The 15352-nt window shown below is 43.3% G+C and carries 17 protein-coding genes; 3 read left to right on the top strand and 14 right to left on the bottom strand.

The window, feature by feature from the left end:
- The first annotated feature begins 6 nt into the window (after positions 1 to 6).
- Positions 7 to 510: a hypothetical protein gene (locus NG78_RS04485; RefSeq protein ID WP_032837663.1), complete on the top strand. Its 504-nt coding sequence runs from the start codon at positions 7 to 9 to the stop codon at positions 508 to 510.
- 4 nt (positions 511 to 514) lie between these two features.
- Here NG78_RS04485 and NG78_RS04490 read toward each other — a convergent pair whose 3' ends face one another.
- Positions 515 to 796, bottom strand: a complete 282-nt coding sequence (locus NG78_RS04490; RefSeq protein WP_004134103.1) for a hypothetical protein — start codon at positions 794 to 796, stop codon at positions 515 to 517.
- A gap of 251 nt (positions 797 to 1047) precedes the next feature.
- On the opposite strand from NG78_RS04490, the gene NG78_RS04495 reads away from it, so the two are divergent.
- Complete coding sequence (locus NG78_RS04495; RefSeq protein WP_004134101.1) at positions 1048 to 1284, top strand: hypothetical protein; 237 nt, start codon at positions 1048 to 1050, stop codon at positions 1282 to 1284.
- Between the two features lie 12 nt (positions 1285 to 1296).
- On the opposite strand, the gene NG78_RS04500 is transcribed toward NG78_RS04495, so the two are convergent.
- From NG78_RS04500 to NG78_RS04550, 11 genes are all read right to left on the bottom strand, one after another.
- Positions 1297 to 1914, bottom strand: coding sequence for an FMN-binding protein (locus NG78_RS04500; protein WP_004134100.1), 618 nt, complete (start codon positions 1912 to 1914; stop codon positions 1297 to 1299).
- A gap of 45 nt (positions 1915 to 1959) precedes the next feature.
- On the bottom strand, positions 1960 to 2805 hold the full coding sequence (locus NG78_RS04505) for an ABC transporter ATP-binding protein (RefSeq protein ID WP_004134099.1): 846 nt from the start codon (positions 2803 to 2805) through the stop codon (positions 1960 to 1962).
- Between the two features lie 52 nt (positions 2806 to 2857).
- On the bottom strand, positions 2858 to 4153 hold the full coding sequence (locus tag NG78_RS04510) for an ABC transporter permease (protein WP_004134098.1): 1296 nt from the start codon (positions 4151 to 4153) through the stop codon (positions 2858 to 2860).
- Positions 4143 to 5477, bottom strand: coding sequence for an ABC transporter permease (locus NG78_RS04515; RefSeq protein ID WP_004134097.1), 1335 nt, complete (start codon positions 5475 to 5477; stop codon positions 4143 to 4145). Before NG78_RS04515 ends, NG78_RS04510 begins: the two co-directional genes overlap by 11 nt.
- Before the next feature lie 10 nt (positions 5478 to 5487).
- A complete protein-coding gene (locus tag NG78_RS04520; protein ID WP_004134096.1) occupies positions 5488 to 6759 on the bottom strand; it encodes a DUF2318 domain-containing protein in 1272 nt (423 codons plus the stop codon).
- An 85-nt stretch (positions 6760 to 6844) separates the two neighbouring features.
- Entirely contained in the window at positions 6845 to 7489 is a 645-nt protein-coding gene (locus NG78_RS04525; RefSeq protein WP_004134094.1) for an iron transporter, read from the bottom strand.
- A 91-nt stretch (positions 7490 to 7580) separates the two neighbouring features.
- The gene (locus tag NG78_RS04530; protein WP_004134093.1) at positions 7581 to 9323 is read right to left on the bottom strand and encodes an FTR1 family iron permease; all 1743 of its coding nucleotides are present in this window, start codon (positions 9321 to 9323) and stop codon (positions 7581 to 7583) included.
- 202 nt (positions 9324 to 9525) lie between these two features.
- Entirely contained in the window at positions 9526 to 10590 is a 1065-nt protein-coding gene (locus NG78_RS04535) for an FAD:protein FMN transferase (RefSeq protein WP_004134092.1), read from the bottom strand.
- A gap of 323 nt (positions 10591 to 10913) precedes the next feature.
- On the bottom strand, positions 10914 to 11636 hold the full coding sequence (locus tag NG78_RS04540; protein WP_004134090.1) for a Fic/DOC family protein: 723 nt from the start codon (positions 11634 to 11636) through the stop codon (positions 10914 to 10916).
- A 29-nt stretch (positions 11637 to 11665) separates the two neighbouring features.
- On the bottom strand, positions 11666 to 11848 hold the full coding sequence (locus tag NG78_RS04545) for an antitoxin VbhA family protein (protein WP_004134089.1): 183 nt from the start codon (positions 11846 to 11848) through the stop codon (positions 11666 to 11668).
- Between the two features lie 281 nt (positions 11849 to 12129).
- Positions 12130 to 13143: a Fic family protein gene (locus tag NG78_RS04550; protein WP_230454144.1), complete on the bottom strand. Its 1014-nt coding sequence runs from the start codon at positions 13141 to 13143 to the stop codon at positions 12130 to 12132.
- 167 nt (positions 13144 to 13310) lie between these two features.
- Here NG78_RS04550 and NG78_RS06215 point away from each other — a divergent pair, with 167 nt between their 5' ends.
- Positions 13311 to 13436, top strand: coding sequence for a hypothetical protein (locus NG78_RS06215; RefSeq protein WP_255263852.1), 126 nt, complete (start codon positions 13311 to 13313; stop codon positions 13434 to 13436).
- Positions 13437 to 13774: 338 nt separating this feature from the next.
- On the opposite strand, the gene NG78_RS04560 is transcribed toward NG78_RS06215, so the two are convergent.
- Together NG78_RS04560 and NG78_RS04565 are read right to left on the bottom strand one after the other, a co-directional pair.
- Positions 13775 to 14386 (bottom strand): hypothetical protein, encoded by a 612-nt coding sequence (locus NG78_RS04560; protein WP_004134080.1) that lies wholly within the window; start codon positions 14384 to 14386, stop codon positions 13775 to 13777.
- A 650-nt stretch (positions 14387 to 15036) separates the two neighbouring features.
- The gene (locus NG78_RS04565) at positions 15037 to 15351 is read right to left on the bottom strand and encodes a F0F1 ATP synthase subunit epsilon (RefSeq protein WP_004134079.1); all 315 of its coding nucleotides are present in this window, start codon (positions 15349 to 15351) and stop codon (positions 15037 to 15039) included.
- Position 15352 lies beyond the last annotated feature (1 nt).

The raw sequence follows: 15352 nt of genomic DNA, 5'->3' as shown, positions 1-15352 counted from the left end.
GATTATATGACAAAACGATTAGTAGTATTGCACTCCGCAGAAGTAGCTGCGATGGCACTTGCCTCAACAGCTGCTTTTATGCGTAGCTTTGACTTTTTCGTTTTGTGGCTTGTTCCAGGACTTCTTTCTGTTGCATTGTATTCTTATGCATATTTTTTCTTGCGCAAAAGCGTTATTAAAGCAAAAAATGCGTATATAGAAAATAATATATCTAAGATTGACGGCGCAGGCGCTAACAGCATAAGTAGTGATGTTGAGAATATAGAAAACAACAAAGATTACATAACAACTCTTGAGCAAAAACGCAAAAAAGTCGAATCACAAAATAAGCAAATACTTAGCAATTATCTAAATAATTTAACCAATATTATTTCATGCTTTATTTGCGGGCTTATTCACGTTCCTTGGATTTATTACTACGGAATTGCAAATGGCGTCTTAACATTGGTGATTTTGTGGCGAGTAATAAAGCGCCCACAAGGTCACCCTATTGATGAAAGCGATCTTTAAGTAATTAATGCTTATGTTGTTTTTCTATTACAACGTTAAATCCTTTTGCAGCTTTGTGAAAATCTTCTATGCGATCTTCATAACCGTCTGCAATAATAGCGTCTTCTTTTACAACAAAAGAGCCATTTTCTAGCACAATATATTTTGTAAAGAATTCTTCTAATTGCTTAGCTAATTCATCAATTTCATCTTGTGAAAGCTCTTCGCTATTATTTTCCGCAAGGTTATCTTCCTGCTCTTTAATTTGATTGACAGTATTTTCACTATCCATATTTGCGCTACTCATGTTTGTATCTCCTTATATTTGTAATATATTCGCAACTTATATTTGCAACATATATTTGCAACATATTTGTGCGTTGATTTAAGTCTAATTACAAACCTTTTCCGCGCAATATTGAGTACTAAGTTCTGAGTACATAATATTGCTCGAAGACTTGCGGCATTTATACTAGAAATACATACGAACGATAGGCAGTGTACGCGAATTAGCTACAATGCTCACAAACAAAACAGCAAATTGGAAGGGAACAACTCATGAGCAAGGACTCTATAAAACTTATTAAAGAAACGCTTATTTGGATTCTTAAGTGGGCAATATTTACAGCATTCGAATTCTTTATTTTGTACGTTGCGATTATTTCTTGGAATCATGATTTTGTACAGTTCATGCACGAATACAGTAATGCTATTATTCCATTTATAGCAACTACCGGAGCAAGCACAGCAACGATGACTCGAAACGAAGGCACTATTTTTGAAGTCAAAGATTAAGGTGGTTCAAGATTATTGCGCGGATTGAATTGAAGCCTCTTGGCGAGCAACATCAAGCGCTTTGTTGAAGGCATCACTAGTCCAACTTGCTCCAGCAACAACCGAAATATGCAAATCTTTTAACGGTTTTCCAACGATTTTGCCGGGTATAGCCTTTGAGAATGCATCCATATGACCCTTTGAAATCGGCGTAAACGGATGAGATGTTATTTGCACATCGCTAACATTTCCATTTGCAACGCTTAAATTTACTTCAATACTATCTTCTGCAACAGGGCCATACGTAGCTTTGATCTTGTAGTCGCCATCTTTATAATTGCCGGTGTCTGTTTTAGGCTGATTCTGCTGGTTTTTAGAATCTTGCGAATCTCCAGAATCCTCAATTTGCGCAGAAGATTTAGATTGCTGAGCGCCAGCATCGTACTTGCCAGAAGGATTACCACCATCATCCGCGCTCTGACCGGAATTACCAGCGAACTCATCGTTCATCGGCACAGCGCTTGGCTCGCCACAAGCAGAAAACATAGCGGACGACGCGGCTACAATCGCAAGTGTAGCAACGGTTTTTGCAACTTTTTTGGATTTCAAATCATCGCGTGAAACATCGTGAAACATATTATCTGAAACCATAAAATCATCGCCTTTAAATCTTGTATATTTTAAAACTTCGCGCAACTAATCATCTAAATTCGCCAACTTAGGCGATTTAGTAGGCTCATGGTCTTGCAAAGCTTCCGCAACGCTTTCATCAATATGCGCACTCGTAAACGCAGGCTTTCCACCAATCGCCTCGTACGCTTTGCGAGCATCCTCATTATTCCAGCGCTCACCAACAAGCACACCGTGATTAAGCATAATTTCGCGATCCGCACACTGAGCAACCAAAGAATCGTGCGTTACAACAATAATCGTAGTGCCCTGGGAATGAAGCTGCTTAAACAAGTCGAGCACAATCTGCTCATTTTTTTCATCCAAATTACCAGTCGGCTCATCCGCAAGCAGCAACTTCGGGCAGTTTATAAGCGCACGCGCAACGCAAACACGCTGTTGCTCACCTCCCGAAAGCTGGCTTGGCAAATGGTGAGCGCGGTCCTTCAAACCAACTCGATCCAAAGCATCCATTGCCTGAGCTTCGTCAACAACAGAATGATAGTATTGCGCAACCATCACGTTTTCAACTGCCGTTAAATGCGGCACGAGATAAAACTTTTGAAAAACTAAGCCAATTACGTTTTTACGAACGTCTGCAAGCTGACCTGCATTCAAATCCTCAAGTTTGCGACCTTGCAAAGACACAGAGCCTTTAGATGGCGAATCCATGCAGCCAATAATGTTCATAAGCGTGGTTTTACCAGAACCACTCGAGCCAACAATTGAAAGCCACTCGCCTTCTGGCACAGTAAGCGACAAATCGTCAACCGCGCGAAGAGATCCATAAATCTTGGAAATATGGTCCAAAGTCAAAAGCATTTTTGGCGTAGCTTTTGTGTTCTCCGGCTTAGTTTCTTTATTCTCTGTCATATTAAATCCTTAACTCAAATCCTTAGTAATCACTCTAAAATCACTCTAAAAGCTATTCTTCTCGAAGCACAATCGCAGGGTCAATTTTTGAAGCGCGCAAAACAGGCGGCAACGCAGCAACGCAAGAAGCAATCAGGCTAAATGCAACAGAAAATGCAACAAGCCACCAATTCACGCCCAAATCTCTAGCAAACACCATTGCTGCAAGCAAACGAGCAAACACATACCCTACTGCAGTACCAGCAATGCCACCAATCAAGCCGTATAATCCAGCTTCGGCAGTAAATTCCACGCCAATACTCTTGGCACTTGCACCCAAAGCTTTACGCAAGCCAATTTCGTTTCGACGCTGCTGCACAATCGAAGAAATAGTGGTACTCACACCAACCATCATCAACACTAGAACAACTAGCGACACAATGCAGAACAGGCTGCGAAGCATTGTAATAATACCAGTGTCAGCAGCAGTAACTTTAGTAACCTGCTGAGCGCGCACACGCATAGAAGTCATGTCGTTAATACTTCTCACAACAGCATCAACACTAGGCGCAGAAGACGAGTAAGCAATCACGTCTGCTCCGCGCTTAACTCTAGTAAGAGTATTCACATCCGCATTAAGAGCATAAAGCATAGAATCTTCCGCGCCGCCAGTGTCTAAAATGCCACAAACGCGGAAAGTTGTGCCGTGAGTATCCATAATATCCGTTGAAACGCGGCCTTCAACAAGCTTTTGTTGAGAAGATTTTTGCGCAGACTGATATGAAGACTTACTTGCAGACTTACTTGCGGACTTACTTGCGGACTTTTCTGCCGGCTTATGCGAACCGTCAGTATTATCCGAAGACCTATACGCAATCGCAATACGAGAACCTATTTTTAAGCCCATCGCCGAAGCAACATCTCGCCCAACCATCACATTTCCGCTGCTCGGCCAAGAGCCATCCACATTCCAATGCTTATTAAGCGACTTTACCGAACGCACATCAATGCCTGCTAAAACATACGGAGCTGCGTTAATACGCACATTTTCGTAACGATATGTAGCAGAACGCATAGCACCTTTTGCAAGAACCATATCGTTTGTGTGCAAAACCATTGCGCGATCAATACCGTTTTTCCACTCACCCTCTAAAGGAGTTACGATAATATTCGCTCCGTACGCGCGCATTTCGTCGCTCATCTGCTGAGGCACAACCAAGCAGATTGCAGCCAAACAAAACAGCGTAGCAGCACCAACAAGAGTTGCAATAACAGCCATTAAAGCACGCGATTTTCGGCGAAATACCGCGCTAAATAGCATAGTTATAAACATCGAATTGTTGGAAGTCATATAAGATTTACCTGCCATGAAGCACCTCCGCAGGACGCACACTCAGAATCGAACGAATCGACGAGCCTGCAGCCGCAAGCACAGTCAACGCAAGCAGCACAAACACCAGAACAAATACCATTGGTCGGAACAAAATCGCAGAGCCAAACACTGTAAAACCAATAATCTGCGCAACCGCAAATCCCAAAACCATGCCGAGTAGCGCTCCGCCAAGCGCAATAACCGCGGTTTCCATAAGCATAAGACGAGCAACAGCACCATCACGCGCACCTAAAGCCTTGAGTAAGGCAAGCTCGCCCGAACGCTCAGAAATAGAAGCAGCCATAAGATTCGCCACAGCAACAGCCGCAGCAATCAAGCTCAAAGCAGTCATCAAAACCATAACAGCGCGCGTCTTATTTAACACGTTACCCTGAAGAGCTGCAACTTGACGAACCTGCTTTGCAACAGCTCCAGGAATTACCTCCTCAATTTGGTAAGTAATCGAACTCGGGTAAGCAGTGCAATACCAAGTTTCCCACTCTTCCTGGCTGAGCGCTGCCGGATTTTTAGCCGCCTTACGCGCTAAATCATTTTCCGGAGTAGTAAGCGCTTTTACCTCAATCAAATCAGCCATATTCGGCTTATTTGCAAGGTTTTGAGCATCGCTAGAGCTTGCGTAAATTGCGTTATTATCGTCGTCACCAGAATCGTATATGCCAACTAAGCGCAGCGAAACCTCACGTCCGTCGCGAAGCAAATGCAAACGCTGGCCAAGTTTTAAGTGCAAGCGCTCAGCTAACTGCGAACCTACCATTGCTTCGGATTGATTATCTTTTGCCCAACGGCCTGCATTAATTTTCCACCAAGAGCGCAAGCCTCGAACACCAACAACAGTTGTTTCCCCTGAAGCGAGCGCAAGCTTGCGATTAAACCAAGTTCCAACAATAGGCACAACAGTTTTAGTAGAAGACTTCGATTCAAGATTTGCGTGAACTTTTATTTTCGGCGCAAAATTCGTAATATTAAACGCCCAAAAAATCATTTTAATTTTTGCAGCGTCTGATTCCTTCAAAAAAGCAGTAGACTCTTGGCTTTCGGCAGCTGCTAAATTATGCAAAGAAGCAGCGTCTTCCTGCTCGCGAGAAGCATACAAATCATTTACAACAGCGCTAGATTTTGGCTGAACAACAATATTCGAACCGTACGAGCTAAGCTCGGCGTTAATCTTGTCTCCAACGTCGTACACAACGCTAAGCATTGACACGCTAACGCACGCACTTAAGCACACTACAAGCGCAATCAGCACACGCTTTTTTATTTGCCTCACAAGAGATCGAGCAACCATGCGCATCATAAACATTAGTTGCTCCTTACTTAAAGTGCGAACTAAGCACGTCTAAATCAGCAGTATGAATTGTGATTTTGCCATGCCCAGCCTTGTACGGGAACGGAATCGGATTGCAACCACCTTTAAATCCAATAGTTGCTAAGTTAATTGCTACGTCACATTTACGGCAAATAATCTTACCGTCTTTTTCGTAGTAGCCTGCATCTCCACAGTTTTCACACGCGTCCAAGCCAACACCGTACGCTCCACCATTCTTTTTAATGATTATAAAGCGCGTAACAGTGCCATCTTTTGCTTTGTATTGGAAACGATGAAGGTGGCCGTCTGAAATTTGCACAAAGTTGATAGTTGCCAAGCCATCGTGCAATTCGTACGGTTCAGGAGGCGTAAGAGTTGGCTTAATATTCATAATAGATACGCCTGCAGTAAGCGTAAGTATTACTGTAAGCGCAGCCAAAAGTGCTGCGAGCGCAGACTTTCGAGATTTCCGCTTAAAAGCTCGCTTTGTGCGAATTTCTGCAGCATTTTCGCCAACTACTGCCGTCTTAAAACCGATTACGAGAGACGCAACTGCAGGAATCAAAAATACGCTAATTTGCGCCATAATCATAAGCGGATTATTGTTAATCAGCCAAACAAGCACGCTGAAAGAAAAGTCGTCAATATAAAGCAGAATACTTCCTTGCATAATCTGCAAAAGTGAAGTTACGTGCTGCACAAGCAGAATAATCATGCTGAGCACAATTGCAATTTTGAAGGAAATTGCGTTAGATGTGGCTCGCAAAGAGCGCACCATAAGACTTATGCAAATCGCGGCAGCTGCACCAAGCACGAATCCGAGCGCGCGAAGAAGCATGTCGGATGTAAAAGGCGGCGTACTTGAATCTACAAAAATAGTAAGCTGCAAAATAACATCCGGAAGCGCATAAAATACTGTAAATGCTAGTGCGCACGCGCCGATTGCGTTGCTTATGTGCATTGCAAGTGGATGCTCACGCCAGTTTTCAACGGTTTTGCGAGAGCGAATTACAACAGCAATCGCTGCAATATCGAAAGGAACTGCAACGCAAAGCGCCGGCATGTTCACAAAGTTACGCTGATTAATTACTACGCTTGCGCGAAGAATTGCAAAAATAAGTGCAGCAACTGTGCCAAACGACAATCCGTACAGTCTCCAGCGTGCACTCAGCGGCTTATCTCGCCCCTCACCCACTGTAAGAGAAGCACTTAAGCCCATTGTAAGTAGCATAAGAGGGAGCAGCCCAGGAAGCACTGTTACGAACAGTCTGAGCATAACTCCCTCCTTTGCTATTAGTTACAATCTATTATTCAATAGTTTCTAATATTTACTAACTATTACTAATTATTACTAACTATTACTACCACTGGCGAGGAGTGTACTTCCAGTCGTCGAATGTGGCCTTGATTGGCTCAGTCCAGAAGCGGCCGGTTACGCCGGTAGCAGGATCGACGTGAAGCATCCAACCCTTCTTTTCTGGGGATTCGACTGAAAGCACGAGCTTGTAGTTTCCAGCCTTGTCGAGCTTAACGTTTGCACCGTAGTGAGGACCATCGGAAGCATTCATCTGCATGAAAGTACCCTTGACAACAGATTCACCGCTTGCCTTGTCAACAATCTCATAGTTCACAGTCAAATCTGGAATGAACTCACCCTTACCGTAGCCGAGCTTAGTGCCTTTTTGGTTAGCATGAATATCTGCCTCAAGGTGGAAGCTAGCCTCTGAAGCCTTCAAACCCATGCCAGCTGGAACCATGTCCACTGGCTGGAAGTACACAGCGCCAATAGTAAGAGGTCCAATGTTTTGATCCTGGTGAGGGCCAACTGGAACCTCTTCAAAGCCCTTATCGCCGCCTTTGTCATCAGCCTTGTCGTCAGCCTTCTGCTCTGTTGACTGTGACTTAGAAGCAGACTTTGCGGAATTTCCGTTAGAACCGCAGCCAGCAAGCGCAAGCACACCTGCGAGAGCCAAAGCTACAATTGCCATCATTTTTTTATTCTTCATATCTAACCTTTTCTTTTGATTGATTAGTTATTTTTATTATTTATTGTTTAGTTGTTATTTAGTTATTTATTTGTTGTTTATTTAATTTTGCCTATTTACCTTCTATCGCGCGCTTTCCACGACTCCGCGCAATAGACACGCAAAGTAGCGAAATTACCACGATTGCAGCAACAATCTGAGCCGTAATCGTTTCCACGTACGGATAGAACCCAAGCCAATCGTTAGTTGGCAAGCCTTGAATATACATACCTGCGAGCGCATCACCCTCAATAAGAGCATGCACGCCACCGCCGGCAAAAATCACCACAAGCACAGACATAAGAGCACTTGTGCCGGTAAAGAATGGGCGAATTGGTATGCGAACGGAAGCAAAACGAATAAGCAAGAATATAACTACCAGAACTGCAGCAGCGGCAGCAAAACCGCCCCAAATCAGGGAGTCAGCTCCGCTTGAAACAGCAAAAATAGCCTGATAGAAGATTACAGTTTCTGCACCTTCTCTAAACACCGCAAGGAAGCTAAGCAGAGCGAGTGAAATCAGGCTGCCTTTAGACACTGCAGCAGTAGTTTGATCACTAATATACTTATTCCACGCTTGTACGGAAGAACGCGAAATCATCCAGTTGCTTGTGTAAAGAAGCATAAGCATTGCAAACAGTGCAACCACGCCTTCTGTAATCTCTTGCTGAGGTCCGGAACCGTTGAAAAGTAAGCCAAACAGAGCTGCAACAATCAACGAAGCCACAATACCGGCAGCAAGTCCTAAGTAAATGTACTTAACCATGTTTTTGTGGCCGGATTTAATCAGGTACGCAATAATTGCTGCAACAACCAGCAGCGCTTCCAAGCCTTCGCGAAGCAAAATCACAAAAGCTTGTCCGAAAGAACTTGTTATAAACTGCATAAACGGATTCGCGTTTGAAGATGCGCCTTTGTCTAATTTCGCCGAGTCTTCAATAAGCATTGCTTTAAGATCCGTTACGAACTTTTTAGCTTGCTCAACAGTTTTTCCGTTGTTCATTGCTTGGCGGCACTCTTTGAACTGATATTCGACTGTTGAAACTCGACTACCGCTTATTGCATTCATTACGTTCTTTTCAAAACCGAGCTTTTCGTAATACTGATAGTAGGCTTCGTTGATTAAATCAACTGCTGCTGCAACTTGAGACTTGTTGCCTTTTGCAGATTTGTAGGTTGCAACGGATTTGTCAAGAATAACGTTCATTTCTCGAGCAACTTGACTCCACGTACGACCATTGCGTCCAAGATTCTTCTTTTTTGCAGCGTCAAGCTTTTTGCGCTCTGCTTTGATTTGCGCACGAAGTTTTTGCGCGTAAATGTTCGGCTTATCTATTTTTGAGTTTGAGTCAAGCTGAGCTGCAGTCTGCGCAACATCTGCCGAAAGAGCTTTCGACACAGCTGCTATTTGATCTCCCTGATTTTGCTGGTACACAAGCGTTTGCAGCTGCTGGAATTGATCACTTTGCGATTGAACTTTATTCTGACCAAAAGTATCTCGAACAACAGTAATCATATTCGAAGCAACATAAACGGAATTGTAAGCTGCCTGGAATCGTGTGGCAGCTCCCGAATTATTGCCGCTTTTATATTCACTTTGGCCCTGATTCAATTGGCTATCAATCGCCTTAGAAACATCCGACCAACTAGCGTACGAACGATCTGCGTCTGTTGCAAAAGCTGGCATAGTCACAGCAAACGAGCTTATAACAAAACTCGCAAACGTGCACATAGACATGCACATAACCATGCATACAGCCAGCATGAGCGCGGTAGCACCGGAAACAACTCGGCGCACACTTTTACACGCGCGCATAACATCTCCTCGTGTCTTCTTACACTTCCTGCTTCTCAACGCGCTCTACCCCGATTGAGCGCACCCAACTAAAACTTGCCATCAAAGGCCCCACAGGTACATGATATCGACATATCATGTAGATTGATATAGTTCGGAGCAAAAAACACGCAAATATTACAAAAAATATGTTGATAACGAGAATTATCTTTCGTTTTTGCGATTATTCAGCAAAAAAGTGCGCTGGGAAGGCGGATGTTTTGCGAAGCGCATAATTTGGCGAAATTATAGCAAACTCAGCGCCGGTAGTTTGCACGATTTTTTGCAAATCGCTTTCTTGCGAAATAAAAAGCGCAGTTGCGAGCGCGTCGGCGTAAGCAGTTGGGAAAGCGCAAGTTTTAGCAGGAATGTAAGTCCAGCTTGCAGAAAGTTTTTGCGAAGGGACGCCATCTAAAGCGTTGATTAAGTGAGTCGCAATTAAATTAGATTCAAAAGCATTGGATTCGCAACCATTAGATTTGTGACAATTAGATTCAAAAGCATTGTCTGCAAGGCAATTTGCGTCTTTTACTATCCAACGCCTTCTTGCAGCAGACGAAGCACACAACGATCCGCATGCAATTGATGCCACACCTACCGCTTGCGTTGTATCAAAAGGATTTTCTAGCGCAACTTTTATTTGGCTATTTTCTTCGCTAGAACAAGCGCGCATATCACCACCGGCATTTACCAAAAAATCAAAATCGGCACGCGAATCTCCACTAAGCTCGTCTTTAAGAATCTGCGTTACAAGATCTACAAAATAGCCCTTACCGGCTGCACCAAAATCAAGTTGCACTGGCTGACTTGTGTGGAGCGTTGTGCTGCCGTCATATCGCGAAATATCACCCCACTTAACCGGAAGCGAACGATGATACTTGCGCCAACTTGCGCTATCCTCGCTCACACTACTCGCCAATTCCGGCAAAAATTGCACCGAATTACTGTAGCCAAGCGCAAGCAAATCCTCACCAACACAAGCATCAAAAGCGCCGTGCGTTGCATCGTAGAACTCGTCATAAATAGCAAAAAGCGGTTGCGCCCACGTTGGAAACTCAAAAGCGCCGCCATGCTCCGCACTAGCCATGTGCGAAACAAGCGAATCTGCGCGGAAGCGCGAAAGCACCGATTCATACTCTTCAACAAAAGCGCGAATCCGCTGCTCAACACACTGCGCAATCGGCTTGCTGCTAGAGATAATAATCCCAGTGCCAAGCGTGCGCTCAATCGCCATTACATTCCCGAACATCACTTTCCTCACTCCCAACATCAAACACTCTATCAATCATCAAAAACCACAATAATATCCACCAAAAGCCACAAAATAGCAAAATGTCGTCATAGTTTACAGAAAAACATGTTCTATACCTACATTTTGGCAAAATGAAGGCATAGCGAGTAAAAAACATTCATCTATACCGACATTTTCGCAAAACAGCGGTATAGCAGGCAAAATATATTCGCCTATACCTACATTTTGGCAAAAACGCACTATAGAAACATCGGCAGAACTGGCAACATCAGCAACATCATGTCACTCGCTTCGGCGTTAGCAATACTCAAACGCTAAATTCAATCTATGCCGTAACGCGTTTTATACGCCGCGTAATCCTTATCTTGCAAAACACTAGCCACATTCGGCGCATATCCGTATTCTTCTTCAACAAGATGTGCAAACTGCTGCTGAGCTAAAAGCTCAACATTCAAAGGCTTTGTAATAATGTGGAACATATCCTCAATCAGCTTCGTATCGTTAGCATCTTTAGCCTGGATTGAAGCTTCGTCGTTAACGCGCTGCGTTATTAATCCCCAATCAAAATGGTATCCAGCATCTCTCGCAACTATATCCCAAAAAACGCGTTGCGTTCTACCATTACCCTCACGAAATGGGTGCAAAACATTAAAATTATTGTAATTTACGCTTAGCTTACTAATAAACTCATCAATAGATAAACCTTGCAATAAATTATCATTTTTAAGCGTTTGCTCACAGTAACGAATCCCAACGCCCATGTATTCAAGCGGATGAAACGGCTCGCCGCCGCCTTTAGTCATATCTATAGTGCGAATCTGACCAGCCCAATCGTAAACATCTTGAAAAAGATAATGATGAATCCACTGCAATTGTTTAACAGTTCCTTCAGCATGCGGCAAGTTTTCGTACAACTTATAGCTGCGAACTGAAACTAAATCGTTTTCAAAGAAATCAAGATCTTCCTGAGTTTGTACATTCAGCTTGTTCTTCAGCACTCGCGTATGAGGAATAAGATATGGGTCAAAAACTTCATCAACCATCATTTAACCCTTAAACAGCTTAAGATTACTTATTCCAGACCGTAACGCTTACGAGTCAGCGATATAAGCTCATCAGCGCTTATAGAACCTCGAATATATTTTCTTGTATCAGCCAAGCATGCAGAAGATACCACACCGCCTTCTAACTTTGCTGAAGATAATGCTATTGCAACGTTTTCTAGTCGTAATTTTTGCGTTTCTTTATCAATCATTTCTTCTCCCTGCCAGAACCCGCTCAAAAATCAAAAATATCTACACACTATTTTACTATTCGCAATGCATTTTGATTACAGCATATTTTGCGATTTGACGAATCCAACATCGGCAACATTACGCCACTCGTTTCGGCGTAGCATGATTTACACGCTTTAGCGCCAAGCAAAATCAATTTCGATAAACTAAGCAAACTCCACTTCGCAAATTTGAAAATTTTTTAATTTTGCGAAGTGAGGTGATATTCACACAAGCTGCAGAATGCAATAAATAAAACGCGTCACAACCCAAAAAGCTTCAACAACGCACGGAACGTATCTTGACCGTCATAGCAAGTTTCAACTAGGAATCCGCGCTCATTGCTGTATTCTTTGAGACCGCGATAATAGTAGTATTTCTTTCTGTCCTCAATAATAAACGGCACAATATTATGCTTTAAGCATTCCTTAAAAGCAATCAAACGCCCAACTCTACCATTGCCATCCTGAAATGGGTGTATTCGCTCAAACCTGTAATGAAAATCAACTATATCCTCTAGCTGCAAATCAGTTTTAGCAAGATATTCTGCCAACAACCTGCTAATCTCCTCATGCACTTTTTGCGGATCGCAAGTTTGCACACCACCTACAACATTCGCGCGCGACTTGTAATCACCCACACGAAACCAAGGCAGAAGCTCGTCGCTCGTTCCACGCTTAAGCAGCAAATGTAAATGCTTAATCATGTCTTCACTAAGAGGCTCTTCGGCAACATCAATGCAATAATCAATCGCGCGAAAATGATTCACTGTTTCAACAATGTCGTCAACTTTAATAGATGCGCTCTCTGCTACGCCAACGCTTGAATCCGCGCTATCAAATACACTATTCGCATTTTCTTCGGAACCGATAGTATTAGTTTCAAAAATTCGCCTAGTTTGATCTTCGCTTAGCTGGCTACCTTCAATATGATTCGAGTTGTACGTCATGCGAATTTGAAGCTCGTGATAAATTCCACCAGGCATACGATGCTCCTTCTCTTCCCTAAGTCTTTGCAAAATATGGTTACCAGAAATTACACGATACAATTCGCTAGGCTTGCATTGTAAATAGTCGCTGATTTTCGTGATTACTGAATTTGATAGTTTTTCGCCTTTTGAGATTTTTGCAATCGTACGAGAAGAAATATGCAGCTCGGCTGCTAATTGCGATTTTTTAACGCCTTTTTCTTGTAGCCTTTTGTTAAATCCCGCGTAATCATACATTTTAACAGTTCGCTTTCTTCTGCTTGCATAGTTTTGATTGAGATAAATCATGACGAATCTAAATACTCACGCACTAAAATCTTTACTTATTTTCCCATAATCAACATAAAAAGTAAAGATAATTGCAATCTTGTATATTCAAAAGTAAAGATTCGCAAAACTTAAGCAAAAAGAAAGAGCCTTCGCGCACGAGCGCAAATAGGCACTCACTTTCAAAAGTGAAAAAATTTTACAGTTTTGAAAGTGAAAGTGCGAATCTGCTTGCAAACACTCGTCACGATTCTTACGACATTGAAGGAATCCGCGTAATAGACATAGCGCAATGGCTGCTTGAAACAAACTGAGCCAAACAGTGGAACGCAAAAAGAAAGGGCTTGGAGCCTGATGCCCCTAGTAGCACCAAACCCAAGCCCTTTAACAAAACCGACTCGTTTCCCTAACAAACAAGCCAGCCAAACACTCAACAGTCACGCCCCCGAAAGCCAGCGCACAACACTACCGTGAAGAAAGAGATTTGGCAAAACAGTAGAATCATGCAAAAGCCCGAAAGCAAACCCGCCACAAAGCACTAGACAGCATTCGCAGCACGTTGAGTGAAAGATTTAACAAGTGAGCGCACCATACTCACATACAGCACGCTCACAAATCATTAAACAATCAACACACTTAATGTGCTAAAAGCTTAGTGACGGATCTTGCGAAGAGCAACACCCATGCCAGCAAGCACGGAAGCAGCAACAGCAGCCAAAGCTACAGCAGCACCAGTCTTAGCCAATGGAGCAGCCTTCTTAGCTTCAGCCTTCTTGTCAGCCTTCTTATCGTTAGTCTTGTCATCAACCTTCTGACCATGACGCTTGAGGTAGTCAGCGACAGCTTTGCACTCGAGAGAATCTTTACCGTAAAGCTTCACACACTTCTTGTAATCCATGTCCTTATTGCCAAATGGAGAATGCTCATACTTATCTTTCTCGTCTTCAGCCTTAGCCTTCTCTTCCTTCTCTTTCTTCTCCTTATTCAAACGATCAGCAAGATCTTGAGAGTCCTCAGTCTTATAGAATGACTTATCATAAGTAGCTTCATCACCAGCAGCAGGAGCCTTACCCTGCTCACCAGCAGCAGGAGCCTTACCCTGCTCACCAGCAGCAGGAGCCTTACCCTGATCAGCCTTTGGAGCAGTCTGATCAGTCTTTGGAGCAGTCTGATCACCGTCAGCCATTGCTGGGGCGGCGAAAGCCAAGCCGGAAACGAGGGTGGCGCCAGCAGCGAGTGCGGCGATAGCCTTCTTATTCAACATAATATTTTCCTTTCTTCTTCTCCACCACGCTTAAAACGCAGTGAAAAACATAAACCCACAAAATCAATCTCTTGTGGATAACTTTCAGATAGAGTATCTAGCTGAAAGCTGTTATTAACATACCCCCCCCCCGTTCGAAAAAGTCAAGAGCAAAAATAAGCGTCCAACACAGAAAATATCAACAAAATTACAAAAATATTCAAGTAAAAGCGCGTAAAACCACAAAAAAATACGCCAAACAGCACTGTTTAATCGTAAAAAATACTATTTCACGATTTTCAAAGATTTTTCTCAGAAAACTCTCAGAAAACTCGCGGCAGCTCCCCCTCGCCACCCGCAAACCCTTGAAAAACCGCCACTTTACACACGACACGCGCAGAGGTCACCTTCACGCACGACATAAACTACTCACAGCTGAGTCGTTTTGGTCGGAATCACGCGAAAAAGCGGCATAAACTACTCACCGCTGAGCAGTTTATGCCGCCTACCCAGAAATTAATCAAAAATCAGACATAATAACAAAAAGGTAGGAGCTTGAGAATACCCAAACTCCCACCTTGTAAGAGATTACCTTACTTACGTAAGTTTACAAACTTACAAAAGCAACAAACTTACAAAAGCAACAAACTTACATAAGCAACAAAAGCAACCTAAATCACCTTAGCGTTAGGCAGCACGTTGCCGTCTTTATCAACGTTACAACTGTGCTCAACAGCAATCGTAATATTGTCAGAGTCAACCGAGAAGAAGCCATCCGTCACCTTAAAAACGTGACGCACACCCTTCAAATCGTCAACCTTCACAAAACCGTGATCAATCAACGCAAGCACAGCCTCATGCCCAGGAAGCACACCCATTGCGCCATTCACAGAAGGAATGACCACAAACTTGGCGTCACCTTCCCAAACAGGATGCCTGGCTGCCACAACACTAACGTGCAGCGATTTTACTTGCTTCTCTGCCATG

It is taken from the genome of Gardnerella greenwoodii 00703Dmash (assembly GCF_000263635.1).
GTDB lineage: Bacteria > Actinomycetota > Actinomycetes > Actinomycetales > Bifidobacteriaceae > Bifidobacterium > Bifidobacterium greenwoodii.
This window is presented reverse-complemented; position numbering and strand designations above follow the sequence as displayed.